The organism is Sporosarcina sp. FSL K6-3457 (assembly GCF_038007285.1).
Taxonomy (GTDB): domain Bacteria; phylum Bacillota; class Bacilli; order Bacillales_A; family Planococcaceae; genus Sporosarcina.
On the sequence record NZ_JBBOWX010000001.1, the window covers coordinates 3951868 to 3976160 of the forward strand.

General features: G+C 40.2%; 20 protein-coding genes, 1 pseudogene, 2 riboswitches and 1 other annotated feature. Of the genes and pseudogenes, 6 read left to right on the forward strand and 15 right to left on the reverse strand.

Going from position 1 to position 24293, the window contains the following annotated elements:
- Positions 1–166: 166 nt before the first annotated feature.
- The 9 genes and pseudogenes from ric to N1I80_RS19145 form a co-directional block, all read right to left on the reverse strand.
- Positions 167–865: an iron-sulfur cluster repair di-iron protein gene (gene ric, locus N1I80_RS19105; protein WP_340739422.1), complete on the reverse strand. Its 699-nt coding sequence runs from the start codon at positions 863–865 to the stop codon at positions 167–169.
- Positions 866–1224: 359 nt separating this feature from the next.
- Positions 1225–2394 (reverse strand): sensor histidine kinase, encoded by a 1170-nt coding sequence (locus N1I80_RS19110; RefSeq protein ID WP_340739423.1) that lies wholly within the window; start codon positions 2392–2394, stop codon positions 1225–1227.
- Entirely contained in the window at positions 2378–3070 is a 693-nt protein-coding gene (locus N1I80_RS19115) for a response regulator transcription factor (RefSeq protein ID WP_340739424.1), read from the reverse strand. The genes N1I80_RS19110 and N1I80_RS19115 overlap by 17 nt, the downstream gene beginning before the upstream one ends.
- A gap of 31 nt (positions 3071–3101) precedes the next feature.
- Positions 3102–3677, reverse strand: a complete 576-nt coding sequence (locus tag N1I80_RS19120; RefSeq protein WP_340739425.1) for a VanZ family protein — start codon at positions 3675–3677, stop codon at positions 3102–3104.
- A 177-nt stretch (positions 3678–3854) separates the two neighbouring features.
- The gene (locus tag N1I80_RS19125) at positions 3855–4700 is read right to left on the reverse strand and encodes a hypothetical protein (protein ID WP_340739426.1); all 846 of its coding nucleotides are present in this window, start codon (positions 4698–4700) and stop codon (positions 3855–3857) included.
- 344 nt (positions 4701–5044) lie between these two features.
- Entirely contained in the window at positions 5045–6106 is a 1062-nt protein-coding gene (locus N1I80_RS19130) for a ribonucleotide-diphosphate reductase subunit beta (protein ID WP_340739427.1), read from the reverse strand.
- Positions 6061–6501 carry a flavodoxin gene (locus tag N1I80_RS19135; RefSeq protein WP_340739428.1) on the reverse strand — a complete coding sequence of 147 codons (441 nt, stop codon included), beginning with the start codon at positions 6499–6501 and terminating at the stop codon, positions 6061–6063. Before N1I80_RS19135 ends, N1I80_RS19130 begins: the two co-directional genes overlap by 46 nt.
- On the reverse strand, positions 6486–8708 hold the full coding sequence (locus N1I80_RS19140) for a ribonucleoside-diphosphate reductase subunit alpha (protein WP_340739429.1): 2223 nt from the start codon (positions 8706–8708) through the stop codon (positions 6486–6488). The genes N1I80_RS19135 and N1I80_RS19140 overlap by 16 nt, the downstream gene beginning before the upstream one ends.
- Positions 8709–8941: 233 nt before the next feature.
- A riboswitch (cobalamin riboswitch) is annotated at positions 8942–9122 on the reverse strand.
- A gap of 267 nt (positions 9123–9389) precedes the next feature.
- Positions 9390–9587, reverse strand: a pseudogene (locus tag N1I80_RS19145) (MBL fold metallo-hydrolase); the annotation flags it as partial.
- 162 nt (positions 9588–9749) lie between these two features.
- On the opposite strand from N1I80_RS19145, the gene N1I80_RS19150 reads away from it, so the two are divergent.
- Together N1I80_RS19150 and argS are read left to right on the forward strand one after the other, a co-directional pair.
- Positions 9750–10247 carry a DUF3231 family protein gene (locus N1I80_RS19150; protein WP_340739430.1) on the forward strand — a complete coding sequence of 166 codons (498 nt, stop codon included), beginning with the start codon at positions 9750–9752 and terminating at the stop codon, positions 10245–10247.
- 278 nt (positions 10248–10525) lie between these two features.
- Positions 10526–10731, forward strand: a binding site (T-box leader).
- Positions 10732–10778: 47 nt separating this feature from the next.
- A complete protein-coding gene (gene argS / locus N1I80_RS19155) occupies positions 10779–12449 on the forward strand; it encodes an arginine--tRNA ligase (protein WP_445683669.1) in 1671 nt (556 codons plus the stop codon).
- 150 nt (positions 12450–12599) lie between these two features.
- Here argS and N1I80_RS19160 read toward each other — a convergent pair whose 3' ends face one another.
- The 5 genes from N1I80_RS19160 to N1I80_RS19180 all read right to left on the reverse strand — a co-directional run bounded on the left by N1I80_RS19160 (position 12600) and on the right by N1I80_RS19180 (position 17717).
- Positions 12600–12959 (reverse strand): YxeA family protein, encoded by a 360-nt coding sequence (locus N1I80_RS19160; protein WP_340739432.1) that lies wholly within the window; start codon positions 12957–12959, stop codon positions 12600–12602.
- Positions 12960–13079: 120 nt separating this feature from the next.
- Complete coding sequence (locus N1I80_RS19165; RefSeq protein WP_340739433.1) at positions 13080–15065, reverse strand: ABC transporter permease; 1986 nt, start codon at positions 15063–15065, stop codon at positions 13080–13082.
- Positions 15043–15819: an ABC transporter ATP-binding protein gene (locus tag N1I80_RS19170; RefSeq protein WP_340739434.1), complete on the reverse strand. Its 777-nt coding sequence runs from the start codon at positions 15817–15819 to the stop codon at positions 15043–15045. The genes N1I80_RS19165 and N1I80_RS19170 overlap by 23 nt, the downstream gene beginning before the upstream one ends.
- 161 nt (positions 15820–15980) lie before the next feature.
- The gene (locus N1I80_RS19175) at positions 15981–17018 is read right to left on the reverse strand and encodes a sensor histidine kinase (protein WP_340739435.1); all 1038 of its coding nucleotides are present in this window, start codon (positions 17016–17018) and stop codon (positions 15981–15983) included.
- A 15-nt stretch (positions 17019–17033) separates the two neighbouring features.
- On the reverse strand, positions 17034–17717 hold the full coding sequence (locus N1I80_RS19180; RefSeq protein WP_340739436.1) for a response regulator transcription factor: 684 nt from the start codon (positions 17715–17717) through the stop codon (positions 17034–17036).
- 247 nt (positions 17718–17964) lie between these two features.
- On the opposite strand from N1I80_RS19180, the gene N1I80_RS19185 reads away from it, so the two are divergent.
- Genes N1I80_RS19185 through N1I80_RS19195 form a run of 3 tightly spaced genes read left to right on the forward strand, consistent with a single transcriptional unit; the run spans position 17965 to position 20635 of the window.
- Positions 17965–19095 (forward strand): betaine/proline/choline family ABC transporter ATP-binding protein, encoded by a 1131-nt coding sequence (locus N1I80_RS19185; protein ID WP_340739437.1) that lies wholly within the window; start codon positions 17965–17967, stop codon positions 19093–19095.
- Positions 19092–19745 (forward strand): ABC transporter permease, encoded by a 654-nt coding sequence (locus N1I80_RS19190; RefSeq protein WP_340739438.1) that lies wholly within the window; start codon positions 19092–19094, stop codon positions 19743–19745. Before N1I80_RS19185 ends, N1I80_RS19190 begins: the two co-directional genes overlap by 4 nt.
- A 2-nt stretch (positions 19746–19747) precedes the next feature.
- Positions 19748–20635, forward strand: coding sequence for a glycine betaine ABC transporter substrate-binding protein (locus N1I80_RS19195; RefSeq protein WP_340739439.1), 888 nt, complete (start codon positions 19748–19750; stop codon positions 20633–20635).
- 159 nt (positions 20636–20794) lie between these two features.
- On the opposite strand, the gene N1I80_RS19200 is transcribed toward N1I80_RS19195, so the two are convergent.
- On the reverse strand, positions 20795–21649 hold the full coding sequence (locus tag N1I80_RS19200; protein ID WP_340739440.1) for a nuclease-related domain-containing protein: 855 nt from the start codon (positions 21647–21649) through the stop codon (positions 20795–20797).
- Between the two features lie 368 nt (positions 21650–22017).
- A riboswitch (cobalamin riboswitch) is annotated at positions 22018–22199 on the forward strand.
- Positions 22200–22413: 214 nt separating this feature from the next.
- Here N1I80_RS19200 and N1I80_RS19205 point away from each other — a divergent pair.
- Positions 22414–24270 (forward strand): ribonucleotide reductase N-terminal alpha domain-containing protein, encoded by a 1857-nt coding sequence (locus tag N1I80_RS19205; RefSeq protein ID WP_340739441.1) that lies wholly within the window; start codon positions 22414–22416, stop codon positions 24268–24270.
- The last annotated feature ends 23 nt before the right edge of the window (positions 24271–24293 follow it).

Here is a 24293-nt window from a genome sequence, read left to right on the forward strand (position 1 = left end):
CTTTTCAGAATAATGGATCAATGAGGGGTTTCATCACCATATCCATTCATATACCCGTAATTCTAAAGAGTATTCCTACTTCTTCCTATTAGGGAATGCCCTATATCAGATGAAAGGTTCCCTCATTCAACAAAAAAAACCACGTAACGTGGTTTTTTTCACTTTATTAAATTGCTGCACGCACCCGGTCAAACAGCACGTTATTTTCCAAATGAACATGTTCAAATGTATCTTTTTCAAGCTGCGCTAGACGTGCGTAAACAACTCGATAAGTACCACAAGCTCCTTCTGGCGGTGTGTAGTTATTTGTTAGATCGCGAATTTCAAATAATAATTCACCTGCATGTTCATGCTCCGCTTCCAATTCCATAACATGTGGTTTAACTTGCTCTTTTAGTTGTGGTGTCGGATTTTCTAAAAATTCTAAAATGACCGGGAATACATTTTTGTCTTCATCAGCTGTATGATCCAAAAGCTCAGCACGCAATTCCTTGAAAATTTCTTGGATACGCACAAGATGTGGATGTTTTTCTCCATGAACCTTAACGACTTTCGTAATATACGGTGCAAGCGCCGGCAATTCTTCACGTAGACCCGCATGGTATTTCTCTTGAATGTAAGAGACAAGCGTTCTATTACCGAATGAAGTTGGCTGTGTACTACCGACTTGCTCTCGTTTTTCTTCTATTTTTTGAATACTTCCAAGCACTTCTTCCGGGTTTAAATTCCGACCTTCCGCTGCATCTTTCAATGGAATTTTTCCTCCGCAGCAAAAATCGATACGCAGACTTCTAAATAGATCAGCACTTTGTGGAAGTGCTGTGACGATATCACAAACTTGTGTTTCAAGCGTTAGTTGACTCATAATAGTTGTTCCTCCCCTAATGTATTTAGTGAGAACCATCCCCACCAACAAGTATACGTATTTACTGCTATTGTTCATACTAGGGATTACCCTAGCCGTCAACAATAACGGCCTTTGCAACGTGCTACTCTTACTTTTCTTACTACTGTCATCATAATTGACTACAGTATAAGGGAATGTGATATATATCACATTTCAGCCATTGTCATGAATTTTTCACAAATGACAAGCTTAGACAATGGATACTAACGGCTTCAGTTGAACTGGAGAAAAGGACTGAAACAATGTAACTAACAACCTAAGTTTTTTCTTTCGCATAGGATATCGTCTTTTTCATCGCGTTATATCTAAATGAAATGTTAAATTTCCTCTATTTCATATGCAGCCTTTGCGTTTTGCTCTTTAGTTCGCTTTTCTCTGTTATTCACTATATTTTTCAGGAATTTCACTCTAAAGGTTGTCCGACCTAATGAGCTATCCACCTCAATTTGGCCTCCATGTAATTCTACAATGCTTTTCGCAATAGCCAAACCTAAACCTGAACCACCAGTTTGATGGGATCTTGACTTTTCACCCCTATAGAACCTTTCAAATATATAGGGCAAGTCCATTTCAGGAATAACTTGCCCGAAATTTGTAATTTCAACTTCTATTAATTTATCGGATTCAGTTAATGAAATATCAATATACTTTCCAGCTTTTCCATATCGAATCGCATTTTGAATTAGATTTTCAAATAATCTGGCTAATTTATTTCCATCTCCCATCACAATGGGATTGCTTACAGTTGAAAAATATTGTCTTATTTCCATACCCGCCTCATGAACCTGAACCTGAAATTGAACTACTAATTGATTCAACATTTCTTCCATACTTACAGGAACTTCATTAAGTAAAGACTCTTTATTTTGAACCAAGGTATATTCAAATAAATCATTCATCAATTCATGAAGATTTTTAGATTTTTGATGAATAATTTGTATAAAATATCTCAGTTCAACCTCATTCTTATATCGATCTTCATTTATCAATTCTAAATAGCCAACAATTGATGTTAGTGGTGAGCGAAGGTCATGAGCAACATTTGTAATCAAATCATTTTTTGTTTGAGCAGACTTTTTTTGGTCAATTACTGACTTTTCTACTTGAGTAATAATGTTATTCACTTTTGTACCTAATTCGCCTACTACTCTATTATCTTCTATAGTTACTTTTTCGTTAAAATGGCCTTCTGATATAAATTCAATTTCATTAGTCATTTTTGTTAGTAAATATTCGATATACTTCTGTCTTTCAAAATGAATAAAAAGGAAAAAGTAGAAGACAAATAATACACAAACCACCAGTACAACTGACGCTATACCAAAAGAGCCAACTAGTTCAATTAAGTCTCCAAGACGAGAAGATTGTTTTTCCAAATAACGAATAGCAGAAATTAGTATAAAAGCAGTTATACCTGTTAATATCGCTGCCGACACCAAGTAAATTAAAATTTTCCAAATCGAAATGAATTTAATGACTTTTTTCAATTTTATAGCCCACTCCCCAAACAGTTTGGATAATTGTTTCTCCTGGAATGACTAAATCGATTTTATCTCGCACATTCTTAATGTGAACCATAACTGTTTTATTCGAACCCATGCTGTCTTCTTCCCACACTCTTGCAAATATATCGTCAGAACTAAATACTGTTCCTTTATTTTTTGCGAGTAAATATAGGATGTCAAATTCAATAGATGTTAGCTTTATTTCTTTTCCACTCACCGTAACCCTATGGGATTGTTTGTCTATTTCAAGCGAGTTAGCTCGGATAATCCCCTTATCTTCACCTACCGGTTCATAGTTAGATCTCCGTAACAACGCCTTTACTCGAGCGACTAATTCTAATGGATTAAATGGTTTTAACATATAATCATCTGCGCCAGTCATGAGTCCTATAATTTTATCCATATCTTGCACTTTCGCACTCAGCATAAGTATGGGGACTTGATTATTTACTCGAATATGCTTACAAAGCTCTAATCCATCCATATTCGGCATCATGATATCCATAATAATGAGATTTACAGGATTATGCTTTATAATTTTTAAAGCTTCTAATCCATCCCCTGCTTGAAGGACATGATATCCTTCATTTTTCATGTATATTTCCGCTAATTTTCCTATTTCCTTATCATCATCAACAATTAGAATAGTATTCCCCAATATGTCTAGCCTCCTTTTCAGGTTGAATGCGTTAAAGTCTACTAACACTTTTCTCCAGTCTTAGTTTATGGAGAATAATATAAACGAATGAGTTTTCAGACATTTCTTTTATTATTAAAAATCCTATCACAGTCCCTAATGTATTCGCAATCAAATCATTAATATCTGTACTACGCCCGTTTCCAAGTAGTATTCTAATCAAAAGTTGTGTCCCTTCAAAAAACAAGCTGATGTATAGTCCCATAATAGCTACCTTTTTAACTGATTGATATTTATTGCTTAGTAATGGTAAATACAAACCAAAAGGTACAAGCATGATTATATTCAATATAAATGTTGAAAGATCTATTGTTAACACAGGGACAAAGTTAATGGATTTGTACCAGGGTGTTAAATTAGCATATATCCCGATATTCACCTCGATGGGAAAAAACACAAAATGAATCATACACATAAAATAAACTGCAAAAGAAGTTAATAATATAAACTGACCAAATTGATATTTCTTTCTAATAACCGTAACCAAGACCATATAGCATATAAAAAGTAGAAACACAGGGATAAGGATATACCAAGAATCTATTGTAAATATGAATGAGTGTTCCATTTCTTCAACCTCCTAAAAATACGTTCATTTCTGATCATTTTGCAACTAAATATAGTATAATTTCTATTTTCAAAGTTTTTCTTAAGAAAATAAAAATGATTTCTTAACATGTGAAAATCAAAAAACGTATATTCACCCGAATATACGTTTCAGACTATTGATTTCCTCTATTAAATCTTAGTTCACACTAATTACTTGATCATTTATCATGATCTTATTTATAGTAGCCTTATCTAAAAACAGACGGTTTCCATCCGCATTAAGGCTATATTTCCATTTGAATCCGATGTCTGTTGTACTTGTTGAATCCGTGTTTAATTGAATGATTTGGTTATCATTAGTAACTACCTTAACAATAGGAGTCATTTCCGGTAAGTAGCTTGCCTGACCATCTATTCTTTCTCCTTCCAATTCAATTCCGATGGCAGATACATGTAACGTTTTCAATACTACTTCCTCTTCTTGTTGTTTTAGCGTTAAATCAATTTCAATTTTACTAGAACGGTCATGTGCCGTAAATTTAGTTTCAAAGGGTCCATTGGCAATGATTTCATCTGTATCCGTATTTACAATGTCTTGAGCATTAATCGTAACTTTTTTACCTTCTATACTACTGAATGTATCTATATCAAATTTGGCAATAATCTGTTTGCGATCTTCTGTTAATTGTTGCTCAATCAGATAACTTGCACCATGCTTCATACCTAATTCCAAATTTGTGATTGCAGCTCCATCAGGAAATTCAGTTTTATCTTCTTTTTCAAAGGAAACTATGATGAACGAGCTTTTTCCACCACTTAAACTTTCCTCTATTTTCATTTTCACTCCTGATTCTATCACCACTTGATTATGCTGATCTTTTACAAAGCTATTCGTTATACCTCCAAACAACTCATTTATATACCCTGTGTCTTGAGATGCTAATACAGTAGTTGAAGTACCCATTAAGATCAGTGCAACGCCAGTAACTATCCCTTTTCGCATACCCATGAAAGCTTTCTTCCCTGTTTTTTTCTTATCCATTATTTTCTCTCCCTCTACTTCTGATTTAAGCAAGTATTTTTTGCTTATGTACTGATTGTATCCATGAGTTTTAAATTTTTAATTAAGAAATACATAAGCTTCTCTTAAATAGATAAACGTTAAATCTAATCAATAAAAATCCTTTCATCTGGCTGCTTACTTACTACCTCCTCCTAATTCAATTACTAATAGTCCTTCAAAAATATTTTTAGATGCATGTACTTAAAATAAACGCAATTGGAGCCAAGATTCATATGTGAATCTTGGCTCCAATTGCGTTGTTATTTGTTATTTTCGCCCTGGCAACTGAACCAGTTAGCTAAATATGCTTATTCTATCTTTAACTATAGATCATCAAAACCATTCAAATCACTAGTTTTCACATACTGCCTTGAAGTTTGCTCAAAGAAGTCTGTTTTCGTGTCGTCAAAGCTGTCAACGTAGGCACGAATCCATTTCATCGGGTTATCAGTGAATTCTGGATAGATCTCGCTAAGTCCTAGCATGCGCAGCATTTTATTAGCACGATATTTCACGTAACCTTCCATTTCAACAAGGTCGATGCCGTCGATATCAGCTAACACATAACGGCTCCACGCCACTTCTTGTTCTACGGAGTGCTTGAATTGATCGTAAATCCATTCAGTGAATGCATCCGTATTGAGCTCGGGATTTTCCGCAAGTGCTGCACGGAAAATATCACTAATTGCCTTACCGTGCTGGAGCTCATCACGATTAATATATGAAATCATCGTCGATGTGCCAACCATTTTTTGATTGCGCGCTAAGTTATAGAAAAATGCAAAGCCACTGTAGAAGAAAAGTCCTTCCAATAGTGTCGTATACACCATTGCTTTCAACGCAGACTCAATTGTCGGATTTTCTGCAAATTCATTATACACATCAACAATTCGCTCGTTGCGGCGCATCAATACTTCGTCTGTACGTCCCATTTCAAATGACTCTATTTGCTTGTCCAACGTTGTGACAGAAGATAAGACATAAGAATAGCTATGATTATGCTCGCTCTCCTGATCAGCAATAGTTGCCAACAGTGATTTAACAGAAGGATCTGTTGTATACTGGGCAATTTTTGCCGCAATATCTGTTTGCGGACCATCAAGCGTTGCTAGCAGGCCAATAATTTTAAGAAATGCATCTTGCTCCGGCTTCGTCAGTGACGAGAATTGCTTAACATCCTGCGTCATATCAACTTCATTGGCTGTCCAGAAAAGCGAACGGATCCGTTGTCGTAATGTATAGAAATGTGGATGGGCGAGGTCGTTCCAGTTGAGAATTCCGCTCGCTTTGCCACCAAAAATAGCTGTTGATTTGTTTGGATTTGCGGGTTCTAGTACCTTTACTCGTGTAAGTTTTTCCAATGTTTGATGACTCCCTTCGACCATTCAATAACAGTTGACTGTTGTACGCCACGTGGGCTTTGTTCAATTTTTAATGGCTCATAAGTCGATGCGTAAAATCGAGCTAATTTCACAGCGGCGTGACAAAATAGATCGTCGCCGCCAAATTGTGTATCTCCCGTTCCGAAAACATAGACATTGTCCGGTTTATAACCGACGTCTGCCACAAAATCCTTCACTTCATCAGGCGTTGCGCCTTTGTCCCATGTAAATGAACCAATTATTAACGCATCGAAATGGCGGGGATTCGGCATGACGCCCCCACCAATTCGATACTTCGTTACGTCGACATTTTCCCCGACCAATATTTCTTCAATCATATCAGCAACTTCTTGGGTGTTCCCGCTCCAAGAAGCATAGGCGATTAAGAATGACACCATTCGCACTCTTCAATATCTGTCGCAGTTGAACGCGTATAATACGTCGTTTTCATACCAGATTTCCATGCTTGCACATGAAGGTCAAGAAGCACTGAAGCACGAATTGAGTTCGGTACATACAGGTTGAAAGAAATCGATTGGTCAATATGGCGCTGTCTCGCAGCATTCTGTTTAATCGACCAACGTTGATCGACGATGTAGGCAGAACGACGGTAAACGTCATAAGTATTGTGATTAAGATCAGGTGCGACAACAGGTAATTTATAGTCTTTCTTTTCTTCATGATAGAACGGCTTAAAGATTGGGTCGATAGACGCCGTTGACCCTGCAATGACAGATGTCGAGCTATTCGGTGCAACTGCCATTAAATAGCCATTGCGGACACCATTTGTCGCCACCTCAACACGCAGTTCACGCCACTCCTTCGAATCATAGCCCTTGTTTTCGAAATACAACCCGGATTGCCAATCAGAGCCTTCAAATAACGGATAAGCCCCTTTTTCCTTTGCCAGTTCCGCAGAAGCTTTAATTGTTAAAAAAGCAATTTTTTCATATAGTTTATCGGCATAATCCACCGCTTCATTGGATTCCCATTGAATATTTTGGAGCGCCAACAAATGATGCCATCCAAATGTCCCGAGGCCGATTCCGCGATAACGGGAATTCGTCCGTTGTGCTTGGACGACCGGGATTTTATTCAAGTCAATAACATTATCAAGCATACGTACTTGGATTGTGATGAGTCTTTCCAACACACTTGCTGGAACAGCTCGTCCTAAGTTAATGGATGACAGGTTACAAACGACAAAATCACCTGGCTTTGAACGTGTGACCACGACATCGTCTTCCAATGTGACCGATTCAAATTTTGTCGCACTCATATTTTGCATGATTTCCGAACAAAGATTTGATGAATAAATCATGCCTTCATGTTTATTGGCATTGGCACGATTGACTTCATCACGGTAGAACATGAACGGCACGCCTGTTTCGAGCTGACTACGCATAATGCGCTTCATAAGATCGATAGCCGGCACAGTTTCTCTGCTCAATGTAGGATGGTTGACACATTCCTCATATTTCTCACGGAAAGAGCCCGCACCTTTTGTTTCATCATAGAAATCTTCAAGGGAGTAGCCCATGACTGTACGCACTTCATGCGGGTCAAATAGATTCCAATCACCACGTGCTTCAACTTGTTCCATATAGACATCGGGTAGGCAAACACCTGTGAAAATATCATGCGCACGTAAGCGATCGTCTCCGTTATTCAGCTTCAAATCTAGGAATGTGAAAATATCTTTATGCCACACATCCAAGTAAACAGCAATAGCCCCTTGACGCTGACCGAGCTGATCAACACTGACTGCTGTGTTATTCAGTTGTTTGATCCATGGAAGAACGCCGCTTGACGCGCCTTTAAATCCACGAATAGATGCGCCACGGCTACGTACTTTCCCCATATAAACGCCGATGCCGCCACCGTATTTCGACAAGTTGGCTACGTCTGTATTGCTGTCATAGATTCCCTGCAAAGAATCGTCAACCGTGTCGATAAAGCAGCTCGATAGCTGACCATGTGGCTTCCCTGCATTCGACAATGTTGGCGTCGCCACTGTCATGTACAAATTACTCATTGCCCAGTATGATTCTGCTACTTTGTTTAGTCGATTTTCAGTCTCATCCTGCATCAGTGTCATTGCAATGACGAGCCAACGCTCTTGCGGCAGCTCAACTGATTGCTTGTTGTAATCAACTGCGACATAGCGGTCCATTAACGTTTTCAATCCGATATAGGTAAATAGCTTGTCCCGTTCTGGTTCAATCAGATGACCAAGAGCTTCAAGATCTTCATGTGAATATTTTTCTGTTAATAAAGATGCATATAGTCCTTGCTCAACAAGACGGTTAACGTTGCTAGCGAAATCTGTATAGACCTTCGCACCACGTTGTTGCTCCTGACGCGCGTAAACATCATAGAGGTGAATGCGAGCCGCAACAAATGTCCAATACGTCGCCGCCTCATCTAGATTACTCAATGATTCTAATGTCATCGCCTTCGCCCATTCAGACTCAGAACCCTCCGGATATTTCTGCTGCCAGCGTTCACTTGCAATGACTAACGCCTCTATTTGGGCTACTCCAAATTCACTTTGTAATGCATCCAATACCCGATCAATGTTAGTTGTCGCGATTTTAATTGTCATAATGACCATCTCCTTCAATAATGTTACGTAGCATATCGTTTGAATTCTTAGTTGTTTTTTATATCTGCCGAGGTCGAAACTAAAATGAAAAAGCGACAGATCCACCTTGTCGGTGGAGCTTATCGCCCATCGGTTGAGTGCTGGAAACAGAACAGAACAATCTACTCATCTCTACATATAGAAGACAAGAAGAAAATCCGCTTATTTCCACCTCTCAACCCCCGAAGAAAGTGTCGCTTGACGATGAGTGGCAGGTCTACTGGCTCACGCTTCGTCCTTCCTGCCTGCGCCTTCCCATAGAGTTCTCTATAGTGGCTTATTCGGCGATCGTCGGCGTTTACAGTTGCGGGGACAGCTCTATAATTACAGATTCCCTTTTAAACCGGTGTCGGTACCATTTCCTCGTTCAATACTATATGTAGTGCCTTGTTTTCTTTATATACCCTAACATGTTGTGATTCACACGTAAATAGGCAGAAATTTTTCACACTAACTAAACAAGTGCTTATCCACATATCCACAGGTATTTATTGTTGTCGTTTTGACCGTCATCATCAGCATTCTTATAAAAGGCGTAAAAGTTATAAACAAAAAATTTGAAATCAAATTTTTTTATTTTATACCCTCTTTGGCAACCCGGTAGTAACTTCAAAGCACCGATTCTATTTGCTATTAAGATGATTATTCAGCACTTCTATCAACATATTTCCCATAGTCAGGAATGGCAATACGGTCAAACTCTTGCACAAGCTTCTTTATACTCTCTGTTAACAGGTCACTTATCATCGGAAGTCCATGCCCCGTGATGGCAACAGCAGGTTTCAACGCTTCCAGCTTTTCCACCGATTTCCTAGCTACATTTCAATCTGTCGTCAAATAAAGAATTTTAAATCTTAAAAGCAGAAGCTGTTAATTTTTATAGTGATGAGGTTAGAAAAAAATTAAGTAATACCGATTTTCTTTAGATACCGTATAGATAAATTCAGATTACACATAATACGTATTGAAATTGAAATAAAAATTAGATGAGGAGTGCTTTTAATGGGTATTATGAATGGGAATCCCAAAGATGAACCGATGCATTACGGAGAGGTGATTGGAACATGGGCATTTATCGGGGCAAACAATGGATTAATCAGTGGGTATGAAGCGTTCGTTAATCACGCTGGCGACGATGAACTGATCAAGCTTCTTGAAGAAGCTGTCAAAATGATGAAAGCTGAAAATAAGGCCCTTGAGCAGATCTTAAAAGATAATGGCGTTACACCGCCCCCCGCCTTACCTGGACGTCCTAAAGCAAAATCTCAAGAGATTCCGGTTGGTGCAAAATTTTCAGATCCTGAAATCAGCGCCGCCGTCTCCATAAATGTCGGGCAAGGACTTGTATCTTGCAGCCAAGTAATGGGACAATGTCTACGAGAGGATATTGCTATGATGTTCGGGAAGTATATTGCTGAAAGAGCAATGTTTGGCTTGAAAATGCTTCGTTTGAACAAGGAAAAGGGTTGGGTTATTCCGCCGCCACTTCATAATGAATGACTCCTAAATTTATATTTATATAAGACACCTTTCTTCATAGGACCCTGACATTGTGCCTCAGGGTTCTTTTTTAATCCCAATTTCAGGATTATAGGATAAGCCCATTTTACGATTTAGTAGGAGGTAAGTACTATATGAAATGGTTATTAGAGGATGCAGAGAAATGTAAAGATTTTTAATGAAGATAAATTGAACACATTGAGGAAATAAGTCCCTCATCAACAAATTACCCCTATCAAAACCATTGACACTCTCACATCATTTTGCTATATTCACATACAATATCATTGATGAAGAGAGTAGCAATCATTTCTTTTTTAGAGAACTGGGAGTGGTGGGAGCCTGGTAAAGAATGCTTGCGAAGCGCACTTCGAAGATGCTTTTCTGAATCGAGTAGGAATAGCCGGCGTCTCGCCGTTATGAGGAAGTGGCCCTGCATGGGCAATTTGAGTGGTACCGCGGAAGCTAAGCTTTCGTCTCATTAATTTGAGACGAAGGCTTTTTTTGTTGAAATAAATAAACGAGGGAGTGTTGACCATGAAAAAAGATGTCTTGCAAGTGCTACAACAATTTAGCCCGATTCCACTAAACGAAAGTATGCTTGAACGACCTATCCATACACACTTAGGCGATATAGCTCTGCCTTGTTTCCCATTTGCCAAGGAACTTCGAAAGTCCCCCGTTGTCATTGCTGAGGAACTAGCGAAGGCGATCCATCATCCACTCATCCTAAAAGTACAGGCTGTGGCTGGATATGTGAATATCTTTGTGAATCGTTCTGTCATCACGCACTCTTTGCTACAAACAATCCACACGCAATCAATAGCTTACGGTTCTAACAATGATGGCAATGGGGGAGTCGTGACGATTGACTTGTCCTCCCCTAATATCGCCAAACCGTTCTCCATGGGACATCTGCGTTCCACTGTCATTGGCAATTCGATTGCTTTATTGCTCGAAAAAAATGGCTTCAAGCCTGTGAAAATCAATTACATCGGCGATTGGGGCACACAGTTCGGTAAATTACTAACTGCATATCGGAAATGGGGCAATGAGCAGGCAGTCCACCAAGCACCAATCCAAACACTTTTGCAACTTTACATCCGTTTCCATGAAGAAGCCGGGCTCGATGATTCGCTGAATGATGAAGGTAGAGCCGCTTTCAAAGCGTTAGAAGACGGCGATACCGAAGCACTTGCGTTATGGAAATGGTTCAAATCAGAATCATTGAAGGAGTTTCAACGCATTTATGATTTGCTGGGGATTACCTTCGATTCGTATAAAGGAGAAGCTTATTACAATGACAAAATGAAGCCCGTTGTTAACGAGTTAGCTGACAAAGGACTACTGGTAGAGTCCGATGGTGCGTTAGTCGTCGAGCTCGACGAAGACATGCCGCCTTGTTTGATTAAAAAATCAGATGGCGCTACATTATATTCGACCCGTGATTTGAGCGCCGCCATTGATAGAAAAACAACCTACAACTTCGTAAAATCTGTGTATGTCGTTGGCAATGAACAAAGTCTGCACTTCACACAAGTGAAGCAGGTGCTCGGGAAACTGGGCTACGACTGGGCAGATACAATCGAACATGTCCCATTTGGACTGATCTTAAAGGACGGCAAGAAGATGTCGACGCGCAAAGGAAAAATTGTGTTATTAGAAGAAGTACTAAATGATGCCATTGCCCTTGCACTAAAGAATATTGAAGAGAAAAACCCTGATTTATTGAATAAAAGAGCTACTGCTCAGGCTATTGGTGTTGGTGCAATCATTTTCAGTGATTTAAAACAGCACCGAAAACATGATATCGAGTTTGACTTGGCAACAATGCTCCAGACAGAAGGTGAAACGGGTCCTTATGTTCAATATGCTTACGCACGCGCTCATTCCGTTTTGCGTAAAACAGGAGCTAGCGCTTCTTTTTTTGTGGATGAAGTCAATGATTTCGAATGGGAAATGGTGAAGTTACTTGAGCAGTTCCCACATATCACTAGACAAGCTGCTCACCATCTTGATCCATCTATTGTCGCCAAATATGCCGTCAATCTCGCGCAAGCGTTTAACTCCTTTTACAGCAATGTTCACGTACTTTCAGATGCCACGCATAAAGCATTTAGAATTTCGCTTGTCACAAGCGTTGCAATCGTTTTAAAAGAGTCACTGAGACTTTTAGGTATGCAAACGCCTGAGGAAATGTAAATAACACGTCAGAATCCACATAGGACTCTGACGTGTTATTGTTCACCTTGCGTTAATCACCGTATTAAAGTATTTTAAGTTTACCGCCACGATAAGCCGTTTACTTTTTTAAAGAGCTGCTTTCACAGTTTTGCTAAAGTATGTTATTTTCTATTTCTTCAATTCGTTTAATGCTTTTTCCGGAATGTCTTCCTTTTGCACCTCCTGATATGAAGTTACACCTCTATTCTCTTTCCAAAATAAGTTTATATACGCATCCTTACGCAGTTCATGCCCACTTGTAAATGTGAGTTCTTTTTTATCCCCTTTTTTATCGAATGCAGGAAAAGTGTATTCGTATCGAACCATTACTTCTCCAGTACTTATTTTATCTTCAATTTTATCGCCACTGTCTGTGATCTGAACAAAATAACTGTCTGCTCCCAATCTATTCGGATTTACATTTCTCAAACTCAAGATCAAACCAACAATAACAGCTACAAGTACAATCGTTACGATTATTTTTTTCACGATGTTATTCTCCTTTCTTCAATAATTCACCTTCTATAACAACTTGTTAAGTAGAAAGATTAATGAGCATAATTCTGAACAATTCTCTTCATTAGGTTATTGGTGCGTTCCTAAAGTCATTTACAACGCAGCTTTTACTATTTTCCGATAATAACCTATTGCTAGAGCTGCAAACGATAGATAGATTAATGCATACACACCCATGGCAATCGAAGTCGGCACAGTGATATCAGACATGAACATAAATGACGCAGCTTTAATGGCAAATATTGAGTGTAGTAATCCAATGAGCAAAGGCACGCCAAAGACAAATACTTGCTTACGGATGATGCCGCCCATAATATCCTGCACTGTGAAGCCCAACTGACGTAGGGTTGCATAGCCTTGCTTCTCTTGCTCTGCTTCTGTCATTTGCTTAAAGTACAGAATGCTACCTGTCGAGATCAGAAAGACAAGCCCAAGAAAACCTGCGATGAAAATGAGCAAACCATTGCCCTGTATTGATCTTTCATACATCGAGTAATAGTCCGCACTTTCCCACCAAAAAACGTCCTCCTTATTTTGGTTGCGGATATCAGAGGCAATAGCCAGTTCATCTTTGTCAGTGATGTTGAAAACTCGAACATTTTTTACAACATCGCTTAGTTCCATGTTTTCTACATTTTCTGGAACCAACGTTTTTTTATACTGTTCAAAGTCAACATCACTCATCACTAATTGAGGTCCCCAACTTGCGTTCATAACATCTCCTTCGCCATATTTCACAGCGGTAAATACTTGTTCTTTTTCACCACTAGTAATATGCATTTCGAATGGCATCTTTATCTGTTTTGCCATAGTCCCCATGAATGCACTATGATAAATGACAGATCCATCTTTTGGTGTTTCAACTAGGAGACCCGCTTGTTGTAATTGCTTAGCATTTACAACATAGGTATTATAAATCGCTTCTCTCATGTCAAGAAATTCAGGGAAAACACCCTCTTCATAAGTCCCTTCCACTCCAAGTAATTCAATTGTTTCAGTTGTATATTCAATTCCATTTTCTTGTAAACCGGCTTCGAAATCTGCGACCGATAAATCATCGGCTGAAAACGAGCTGGACGATTCATCCTCAAACATAAAATCGAAAGGCATTATATAACGCGCTTCTTTCTCTGTCGAGTAATAAAGTGAATACGAGCCGGCCAACATAGCAAGCGTCATCGCAGACAATACTGTAATAATCGTCAGTGAGTTAGCATTGCCTTTCATGCGATGCATGAGCGGCGCAATCGACAAACTGTTATTCAATCCTAGATGCCCTTGCTTACGCACTCGAATTTGATAAAACAACCAACTAATTGTGACACGGAATACAAGATATGTTCCCAAAATGGTTGTTGCAAGTACCGCTAGCATATTGAACAATAGCATTGAGATCATTGATTCCAACATGCGATCCGACAACCAATAACCGAAAACAATAAGCCCGATCCCGAGCAAAGCTAGTGCAGCCGAAATAAATGCTTTAGGCTTTTTCGGATGCTCTCCTTTTTTATCAGCATTGAATAAACCAAGGAGCGTACTTCGATGAACAGTCAACAACATTTGTATAGATGTCAGCGCAATAATCGCCACGAATACGACCATTGTTTGAATAACTGCCATGAATGAAAATGATACTGTAATAAACTCCTTGTACCCTATAAGTTTCACTAGTAAAAGTAAAAATAACCGCGATACGAGCAGACCTACGCCAATTCCAATAATGAGCGCTCCTGTACTCAATAATACGTTTTCAGTAATTAACAAGCGGGAAACCTTGCTTTTCGACAAACCAATCAATTGATACAAACCAATTTCTCGGCTTCGTCTTTTCAAAAAGATGGCATTTGCATACACTACGAAAATCCCTGCGATGAATAACAGAAGTATACCTGCTGCTATAAATGCCGAGTCCATCTTGGCACCTGAGCCAGCGCTAACCGCCTCATCGTATTGTAACGTCGCAAAGACAAAGTACAACACCACACTTAAAATGAGTGCGAAAAAGTACAAGTAATAATGCTTAATATTTTTCCGCATACTACGAATTACAAGGTCAAATAGTGTCAACGCTGTCACCCCCGAGAACGCCTTGAACGTTCAAGATGTCCTGGAAGAAGGCTTGTCGTGTTTTATCGCCACGATACAGCTCCGAGTAAATATTGCCGTCTTTTAAGAACACCACACGACTGCAATAGCTTGACGCCAAAGGGTCATGCGTTACCATCATAATGGTGACACCACGCTTTTGATTGACATCCTCCATCGTGCCAAGCAACGAGGAAGCTGATTTCGAGTCTAGTGCACCTGTCGGCTCATCCGCGAATACCATAGATGGTTTATTAATCAACGCACGTGCTGCTGATGTTCTTTGTTTCTGTCCGCCAGAAATTTCATGTGGGTATTTATGCGCAAGATCTTTAATACCAAGAATATCAGCGATGCTATTAAACTCTGCCTCTGCCACTTTTTTCTTCATTTTCCCCAGTGATACGGGCAGTAAAATATTTTCCTTCACCGTTAACGTGTCAAGCAAATTATAATCTTGGAAAATGAATCCGAGCTTGTCACGACGAAATGCGGATAGCTCTGCGTCCTTCATTTTGGAAATATCAGAACCGCCAATGAGAATTGCTCCTTCTGTCGCACGGTCAATTGTCGCGAGCACATTGAGTAATGTTGTCTTTCCTGCCCCAGATGATCCCATAATGCCGACGAATTCTCCTTCAACGACACGGAGATCGATTCCTTTTAAAACTTGTTGAACATTGCCACGCGCCCCATATGATTTCCGCACGTTCTGTGCATGTAAAACGGTTTTATGTTGGTCCATCCTGTATGCCTCCCTGTTTTTCATGTCCTTATCGTACCGTGATAGAAGGCTACGGTCGTGCGATTTACATGACAAACTGTCAGCCTGATGTGACATTGTTGTCATGTTGAGCTTTTCATGTAAAAAAAACGTAAAAGCAGCCATCACTTTTACGAATTTTTTCAGCCATTCTTACGAGGCGTTTGTATCTTATCAAATTCATTTTCAGTCGGAAAGATCATCGTAATCGTAGTTCCTTGATTCATGATTGAATCCGCGACCAATGCGATTCCAAGCTTATCGGCCACTGTTTTTGCCAAATAAAGTCCGAGTCCTGTCGCTGCATTTTGAAGTCGTCCCGCTCCTCCAGTAAATCCTTTATCAAAGATACGAGCTATATCGTGTTGCGGGATGCCTGATCCATTATCCTTTATGGTCAGCAAGACATTGGCACTTGGCAGCACGCTCGCTGAGACAACAATCGCACTGCCAATAGGACTATATTTCACTGCATTCGTTAAAATTTGTCGAATAACAAATCTACTCCATTTAACATCGGTCACTACCTTCGAGTCTTCTCCTTCAAATTCAACAGCAATATTTTTCTCCATACACCATGTAGCTAATTCCCGTACTTCCGCAGCAGCCAATCGTTGAACAGCAGTATCTTCTACAAGATAATCCGATTCGAGAGTCGGCAGGCGAGATATGTACAATTGTTGGTCAATCAGTAGATAGACACGTAACCATTCCGCTTCCAATTTTCGAATAGCCGGATCTGTGCGATGGGCGTCAATAAGTAGTTTCATCGCGGTAAGTGGCGCTTTCACTTCATGTACCCAGGCAGCGGTATAATCACTTTCAATAACATTTGCCTGTCTGATAGTAGCCAATTCCTTTGAAAAGGATAACGCCGCTAATTGCAACACTTCCTTCGTTATTTCATCACGCATAAAAAGAGTCTCCGGCAACGCTTCATGCCAATCAATCGTAGAACCACCTGTGAACACGACTAACTCTTTTGTAAACATCATTTCTTTTCTGTAGCGCCAATAAACAAATAGAATAAGAGCTATAATCAGTAAAATATTCACATACAACACAGACGAAAATTTCGTGTCGATTCCCTGATCGAGCCAAATTATCATATCTGCAAAGCCAAGTGCTAGTAAGAAAAAGAGAATCCAACTAGCCATATCTCTTATATAGCTTATGAACATGCGGATACCCCCTTCTTATAGCGTAATCGCCATATAGCCAAGCCCTTTTTTCGTAACAATCGCTTCGCCAAGCTCTAGATCTGCAAGCTTTTGACGCAATCGGGTCACATTGACAGTCAGCGTATTATCATTGACAAATCGTTCATCATCCCAGAGTTTGCGAATCAAATCGTCACGGGACACAATCTCATCCATCGATTGGACGAGTACCGCCAAGATGAAAAACTCATTTTTCGTTAACTCAACTTCTGTACCATCTTTTCGAATAATACCACGCTTCATATCAATGACTGCACCATTCCATTCTAGTACATCCGATGTCTCTTCCCCATATGCATAGGTGCGCCGTAAAATCGCTTGAATTTTCGCTAGTAATACATCCGTATGAAACGGCTTCTGAATATAATCATCCGCCCCCATATTCATCGCCATAATCATATCCATAGGATGATCACGGGACGATAAAAATATAATAGGTACTTTCGACACCGCACGTATTTCACGGCACCAGTGAAAACCATCATAGGTAGGCAACTGGATATCCATCATAACCAAATGCGGCTTCTCTTGAAAAAAAGCCCCCATAATATCATGAAAATCATCTGGTCCCGTCACACGGAGTGACCACTGCCCAAGACGCTCTTTCAATGAATTAAAAATCGCGACATCATCCTCAACAATGAAAATCGTCATATCCATTTACGATGCACTTCCTTCCCTTCGTCCATTCTAATAGAAAACATTACGACTGGGCAATAAATAGAGCATATAATAGAAACAAGTGTAAATAGTGCGAAATTTACTGTTTTATGTTATACTGTTTACACGAGGCATTGTTCCAGCAAGTATCGGAGCTGAATTGAGCTTCTTTTTTATTGAGTAGAAGTTATTTTTTTATCTACTTTTAAAAATATTTTTCTTCTTTTAAAAACTACAGGAGGTACTTATGCTAAAATTTGAAAACGTAAGTAAAGTGTATGGTGACGGATTCCAAGCTGTGAAATCTGTCAATTTTGATATTCAACAAGGCGAATTTCTTGTGTTGATTGGACCAAGTGGTTCGGGTAAATCTACAACGATGAAAATGATTAACAAGATGGAACCACATACAAGCGGAACGATTTCCATCAACGGCAAAGATATCAATTCGTATAATCCGTCTGAATTACGTAGAAACATCGGCTATGTCATCCAACAAATTGGCCTTTTCCCCCACTATACCATCGAAAAAAACATCGCCATTGTTCCCCAACTAAAAGGCTGGAATCCTAAGGAAGTCAAAGCCCGTGTCAACGAGCTTCTTGATTTAGTCGGTCTTGATCCGGACATATTTGCCACGCGCTATCCAAAGGAACTTTCAGGTGGTCAGCAACAGCGTGTCGGTATCGCAAGAGCCCTTGCAGGCAATCCTGATATTATCTTAATGGACGAACCGTTCAGTGCACTCGATCCGTTAACACGTGATCAGTTACAAGAAGAGGTAAGCGCATTGCATAAAAAATTGAATAAGACATTCGTTTTTGTTACCCATGATATGGATGAAGCTTTAAAAATGGGCGATCGCATCGCTATTATGAAAGACGGTAAGCTTCTACAGTTGGACACTCCAGAGAAATTACTGCATGAACCAGCCCACGGCTTTGTAGAGGAGTTCATTGGGAAACATCGGATTACCCAAAACCCTGAACTCATGTCCGTTACCGAGATTATGTCGGAATCGGTCGTCACCTCTCTACCTCATCGATCTCCGGAAAAAGCACTCTCGCTTATCCGGCAGCGAAAAATTACAAACCTTATTGTTGTCGACGATAACAACAAATTACTCGGAATCGTTTCTGCCTACGATGTCATTAAAAAGTTAGATGATATTAAAACAATCGAGGAAATCATGGTGTCCCGAGAGCCATTTCTGAGTGATGCTGCGACTGCTAAAGACGCTATTATTATGATGGATGACGCACCTTTCGGTATTATCCCGGTTGTCGATCACTATCAAAAAGTATTAGGTGTTGTCACACGGGGTTCGTTGCTATCCGTCATGTCTAGTCAGTGGACAGAAACGGAGGAAAGCCAATGAATAACTTAACAATTTGGCAACAACTAGCCCAACAATCACAAATGAGATGGAAAGAAGTGCTCGAAGCGACTTCTGTCCATATTCAACTCGTTTTCTTCTCAATGCTCATTGCCATTGTTCTTGGCATTACACTTGGAATTTTAATCACACGTGTTCCGAAACTCACAACAGTCGTACTTGGTGGTGCTGGTGTCATGCAGACCATTCCGAGCCTTGCATTGCTCGGTTTCATGATTCCAATTTTCGGAATTGGTGTAAAAACAGCAATCGCTGCGTTATTCCTTTATTCCTTGTTGCCAATTATTCGCAACACGTATGCAGGTATTAAAGATGTCGATAAAGCGACAACTGAAGCAGCAAAAGGAATGGGTATGACAAGTATGCAAATTCTATTTAAAGTAGAACTCCCATTAGCACTCCCTGTGATTATGGCTGGTATTCGAACAGCAGCGGTCATTAACGTCGGTACAGCAACGCTGGCAGCATTTATCGGTGCAGGCGGACTTGGTGATTTCATTTTCCTAGGCATTACACGCGGCATTGATGGATTGATTTTACTTGGCGCAATTCCAGCAGCATTTCTTGCAATTGTACTTGAAACGCTTTTCGGTGCAATTGAAAAATGGACGACGCCGGAAGGATTGAAGTAAGTATGAAAAATAAATTCATAACATTGATATTGACAGTACTCGTAGCAAGTATGCTGTCAGGTTGTATTTTTATTGAAAAGGATTCACTAACATTAGGCTCTCGGAACAATACAGAAAGCATCATTTTGTCACATGTCATGGGGCAATTGATTGAAAATAAAACAGATATTGAAGTCGTTTACAAAGAAAACCTTGGCGGCTCGAACGTCGTCTGGAACGCTATGTTGAATGATCTGATTGATGTCATACCCGATTACACGGGGACGATTGTCGTCAACTATTACCATGAGGATCCAGGCACAGCCGAGGAGACGCTTGCGACTACGAAACGACTCGTCAATGAAGACGGCATTATCGCTTTCGACACATTCGGCTTCAATAATACGTACACATTAGCGTTAGATGAAGCAAGAGCCGAAGAACTTGGCGTCAAGACATTCAGTGACTTCGCTAACGTTTCGGAAGACTTCGTACTCGGTGCTGTCTTTGAATTTATCGACCGTCCAGATGGCTTACCTGGCTTCCAGGAGGAATATGGTTTGAAATTTAAAGATGTCAAAGGGATGGACCACGGCATTATGTACCGTTCCATTGGCGCTAAAGAAGTCGACGTCATCAACTCTTATACGACAGATGGCCAGCTGCAAGATTACGATTTGCGTGTGCTGGAGGACGATAAATCCTACTTCCCTCCCTACCACGCACTGCCGCTGGTGAGAAAAGAAACACTAGTGGAGTACCCAGAAATTGAAGAAGTCTTAAAACAACTAGCTGGCATTATCGACGAAGAAGCGATGCAGAAGATGAACGCTAAAGTTGATAATGAAGGCATGATGGTTGAAAAAGTGGCACAGGAGTTTTTGATTGAGTCAGGGTTAATTGAAGAATGATGAAATGCGGAACGGCGTCTCTTGTTTGCTGAGAGATGCCGTTTTTGCATGGTGTACGGGCGTTATGACCGGCACGAACGCAGTTATGACCGGCATAAGCCACATTATGATCGCCTTGAAGTTGTTTATGACCGTCTCACACGAGTTTGTGACCGCCATTCATTTAAACAATGAATATGTCCGATTACGATTCGCTCCCTCCGTTCGCAAGTTCATACTTTGTAAAATTCGTGTCGCACTTTGACGCTCAATATGCAAAAACTCACGGCAATCTTTATTCATCATTTTCCCGCCATATAAAAGGAACCAATCACGAATCGCTTGTTTATGCGCGTCGATGCTTGTCCTATCGCACGCCGCGCAACGCCATCCCTTCATATATTTCTGCATACCTAAAAAACCGCAGGATGGGCATGCAACACCTGTTATAATTTTATTTTTAATTTCAGGGTAAGTTAGACAAATAGGGTTGGGAATAAATTCGCGATGGCTAGCGACAAGTTCATGCGCTACCCCTGTAAATGCTACATCATCCAACAGTGGGGTTTCTATTGGGAGACTACGAATATACGTGGGGACTGCATTCGGAAATAAGAATGGGGTTTTCGTATCAAATAGTTCAATACGCTGTTTTGAATAGGCCAACACAATGGCGCCATAAATCGGCAATGAAACATTTTTTGAATGAAACCAGTCCTGCAATAACTCGCAATTACTTTGTAGTTGTGTAATGGGGCTGTTAAAACCTTTCACTTCCCCATTATCTAGCTTACGAATTAATTGTGGCGGATTTTTTACAACTTTTAATTCTCCTGCAATATTCTTCACTTCAAAAATGACTGCATATGATGGGGTAATAAATAATGTGTCGATTTGAAAGTGAGTGCTAGATCTAAGGGATAGATCATGCAGTACGCGATATTTCATTGAAAAGGTATAGTTTTCAAAGACCTTGTCCAATTGCTGTTCTCCACCAAATCCAGCTTTCAGGGCAGCATATTTGGCCTCCAGCATAGGTTCTTCTCTCGGCAGACGCCTAATTGCTGCACTAAGTCCTTCAAGAAGTAGTGGCTCTTTTCTTCGTTTGCTAATAAATTTCTTCGACCTCCTCGCTAATTACTGACGACCATCTGAGGAAATCGTATCATATTTTGATAAGTGAATCTAGAACTAAAAAGAATATTCAGGTATTACTCGACGTATTTTTATCTTATGACTGCCTTAGGCTCGATTATGCTCGGCACGCACACGGTTATGACCGGCATGAGCCACTTTATGACCGTCTCACACGACTTTATGACCGCCATGCAAAATATCCCCTTCCCACTTTACGTTTTGCCCACTACATGCTAGTGTTAAGTTAGCATATTGTACACACTATATACTATTGAACGATGGATAGGTACCGATATCGGTTTAAAAGGGAATCCGGAAAATCCGGAGCTGTCCCCGCAACTGTAAGCGCTGACGACCGCCAAATAAGCCACTGTGGAGAAATCCATGGGAAGGCCGGCTGGAAGAATGAAGCGCGAGCCAGAAGACCTGCCCTCCATCGTCAAGCGACACTTTCTTCGGGGGTTGAGAGGTGGAAGCGAGCAGGTTTCCGCCACCAATCTGTCGTTCTGCGACTAACTTAAATGATGTGGACGGTCCTATTCTGTTTCCAACGAATGATCCATGAGCGATAGCTCTACCGAAAAGGTAGAACTATTGCTTTTTTGTTTTGAAAAGCGAAACTAGCTTGATTCCTAACAACAATCATGGAAGGAGACAAAAAAATGTCTATGCAAACAAAACAGCATGATTTATTAACTGAATTATGCTTGGATTTTGGGAAGAAGGCAGTAGCCTCTTTATTGGAAGCAAGTACATTATGGATAAAAAAATTCCCTAACGGCAGCCACGCTGATTGGTCACAGTCCATGATTTCACACGCTCTCAGCCAATTGAGTGAGCACGAACCCTACTGGACCTTTATCGCGGCACGAATTCATCTTCATGACCTCTATACCAAACAGCGTAGCCCGAACATCTACACGGATTTCGCGGCACATATTACCCAGCTAGTGGCACTTGGTTTGTATGACCCGATTTTAGTTGAACGCTATTCACGAGAAGAACTGCGACTTATTGGGAACTTAATCACCCCGGAACGAGACAAATTATTCACATACAGCGCCTTGCAAATGATGATGAGTAACTATATTACTAGGGATGCCGACCATAAATCTGTTGAACTTCCCCAAGAACGATGGCTTCTCATCGCAATGATCCTAATGCAAAACGAAACAGAGCAACGGCTCGAAAAAATTGAAGAAGCCTATTGGGCAATGAGTCATTTGTATATGACGGTCGAATTACCCACCTTGTTAAACGCCGGAAAACTTCAAAAACCAGGTGACAATAAGCCAACAGCATCTACCAACTACCTAGATGTATACCATATAGGCATTACTAAGTTTCTTGACGGTATGATAGATGACAAAGTTATCTATATCCCTGACTTATTTATGGAACAAGTGGAATCACGCGGCCATTGGCATCTGTTCGACCCACATGAGGTGCAGACAGTTATGGGGTATTCCCTTGCCGATTTTTATGATGAAAAGAAGGGGGCTGGCTCATTCCGTGAAAAATACATGGCGTGTGTTCAGCATCCGAAACTTAACAAAAAGACCATTTTTGCCATCGACCTCATGAAGCAAATCATGCATAGCCAGCTAACAACAGGCTTTCCACATATCTGCTATACGGATGAAATTCATCGTAAAAAGATGAACAAACATGTAGCTACGTCTGAATACACGATTGTTGCCACACATCCAACTCAGCTCACCCACTCGTCTATCAACCTTGGACGTGTAGTTCCTGCTGGTGTATTGGAGCGACTCATCACGATTCAAGTGCGTATGATCGACAACGCCATTGACCTAAACGTTCATTCAAAGCCAATAGATGTACAATTGCGTGGACTATTGCTAGGCACAACGGGCTGGCATCACTTACTCGCCCTAAATAAAATTCGTTGGGAATCAACGGAAGCAGTAGAGTTTGCTGATGAATTATACGAGAACATCGCCTATTTGACGATTTCAGCTTCAATGGAACTCGCTAAGGAAAAAGGGGCCTATCCTTTATTCAAAGCATCAGAATGGTATAGCGGAGAGTATTTTGAAGAGAGGGAATACCATTCAAAGACATGGGAAAAACTTCGGACAGACGTTGCATCAAACGGCTTGCGAAACGGCTCTATGACGGCGATAGCATCCCATTCATCGACAGCAATCCTTGCAGCTAGTACCGTCGGCATTGAACCTATCATTCAAAAATACTATATGGAAGAACAGTTAGACGGAGTCATTCCAATTATTGTACCAGATTTAAATCCAGAAACACGTTGGTTTTATAAATCAGGATACTTCATCGACCAACAATGGACATTGAGGCAAAATGCAGCGCGCCAACGTCATATCGATCAATGCATTTCACTGAACCTGTACGTGCCTAATACAATTCAAGCAATTGAACTACTAGACCTGCACGTAAACGCTTGGAAAAGTAGCCTGAAAATGACCGGCACCATCCATTCACACTCAAACTCTCTATATTTTTTAAATAATGCTATTTCATTCTAAATAAAACAGGGTGAGTAACTATT

What these genes read in the sequence shown, in the direction of transcription:
- ric (WP_340739422.1), bottom strand. Translation starts at nt 865, where the DNA reads ATGAGTCAACTAACGCTTGAAACACAAGTTTGTGATATCGTCACAGCA.
- N1I80_RS19120 (WP_340739425.1), bottom strand. Translation starts at nt 3,677, where the DNA reads ATGGAACACTCATTCATATTTACAATAGATTCTTGGTATATCCTTATC.
- N1I80_RS19125 (WP_340739426.1), bottom strand. Translation starts at nt 4,700, where the DNA reads ATGGATAAGAAAAAAACAGGGAAGAAAGCTTTCATGGGTATGCGAAAA.
- N1I80_RS19130 (WP_340739427.1), bottom strand. Translation starts at nt 6,106, where the DNA reads ATGGTCGAAGGGAGTCATCAAACATTGGAAAAACTTACACGAGTAAAG.
- N1I80_RS19135 (WP_340739428.1), bottom strand. Translation starts at nt 6,501, where the DNA reads ATGGTGTCATTCTTAATCGCCTATGCTTCTTGGAGCGGGAACACCCAA.
- N1I80_RS19140 (WP_340739429.1), bottom strand. Translation starts at nt 8,708, where the DNA reads ATGACAATTAAAATCGCGACAACTAACATTGATCGGGTATTGGATGCA.
- N1I80_RS19150 (WP_340739430.1), top strand. Translation starts at nt 9,750, where the DNA reads ATGGGTATTATGAATGGGAATCCCAAAGATGAACCGATGCATTACGGA.
- N1I80_RS19170 (WP_340739434.1), bottom strand. Translation starts at nt 15,819, where the DNA reads ATGGACCAACATAAAACCGTTTTACATGCACAGAACGTGCGGAAATCA.
- N1I80_RS19175 (WP_340739435.1), bottom strand. Translation starts at nt 17,018, where the DNA reads ATGTTCATAAGCTATATAAGAGATATGGCTAGTTGGATTCTCTTTTTC.
- N1I80_RS19180 (WP_340739436.1), bottom strand. Translation starts at nt 17,717, where the DNA reads ATGGATATGACGATTTTCATTGTTGAGGATGATGTCGCGATTTTTAAT.
- N1I80_RS19185 (WP_340739437.1), top strand. Translation starts at nt 17,965, where the DNA reads ATGCTAAAATTTGAAAACGTAAGTAAAGTGTATGGTGACGGATTCCAA.
- N1I80_RS19190 (WP_340739438.1), top strand. Translation starts at nt 19,092, where the DNA reads ATGAATAACTTAACAATTTGGCAACAACTAGCCCAACAATCACAAATG.
- N1I80_RS19195 (WP_340739439.1), top strand. Translation starts at nt 19,748, where the DNA reads ATGAAAAATAAATTCATAACATTGATATTGACAGTACTCGTAGCAAGT.
- N1I80_RS19200 (WP_340739440.1), bottom strand. Translation starts at nt 21,649, where the DNA reads ATGCTGGAGGCCAAATATGCTGCCCTGAAAGCTGGATTTGGTGGAGAA.
- N1I80_RS19205 (WP_340739441.1), top strand. Translation starts at nt 22,414, where the DNA reads ATGTCTATGCAAACAAAACAGCATGATTTATTAACTGAATTATGCTTG.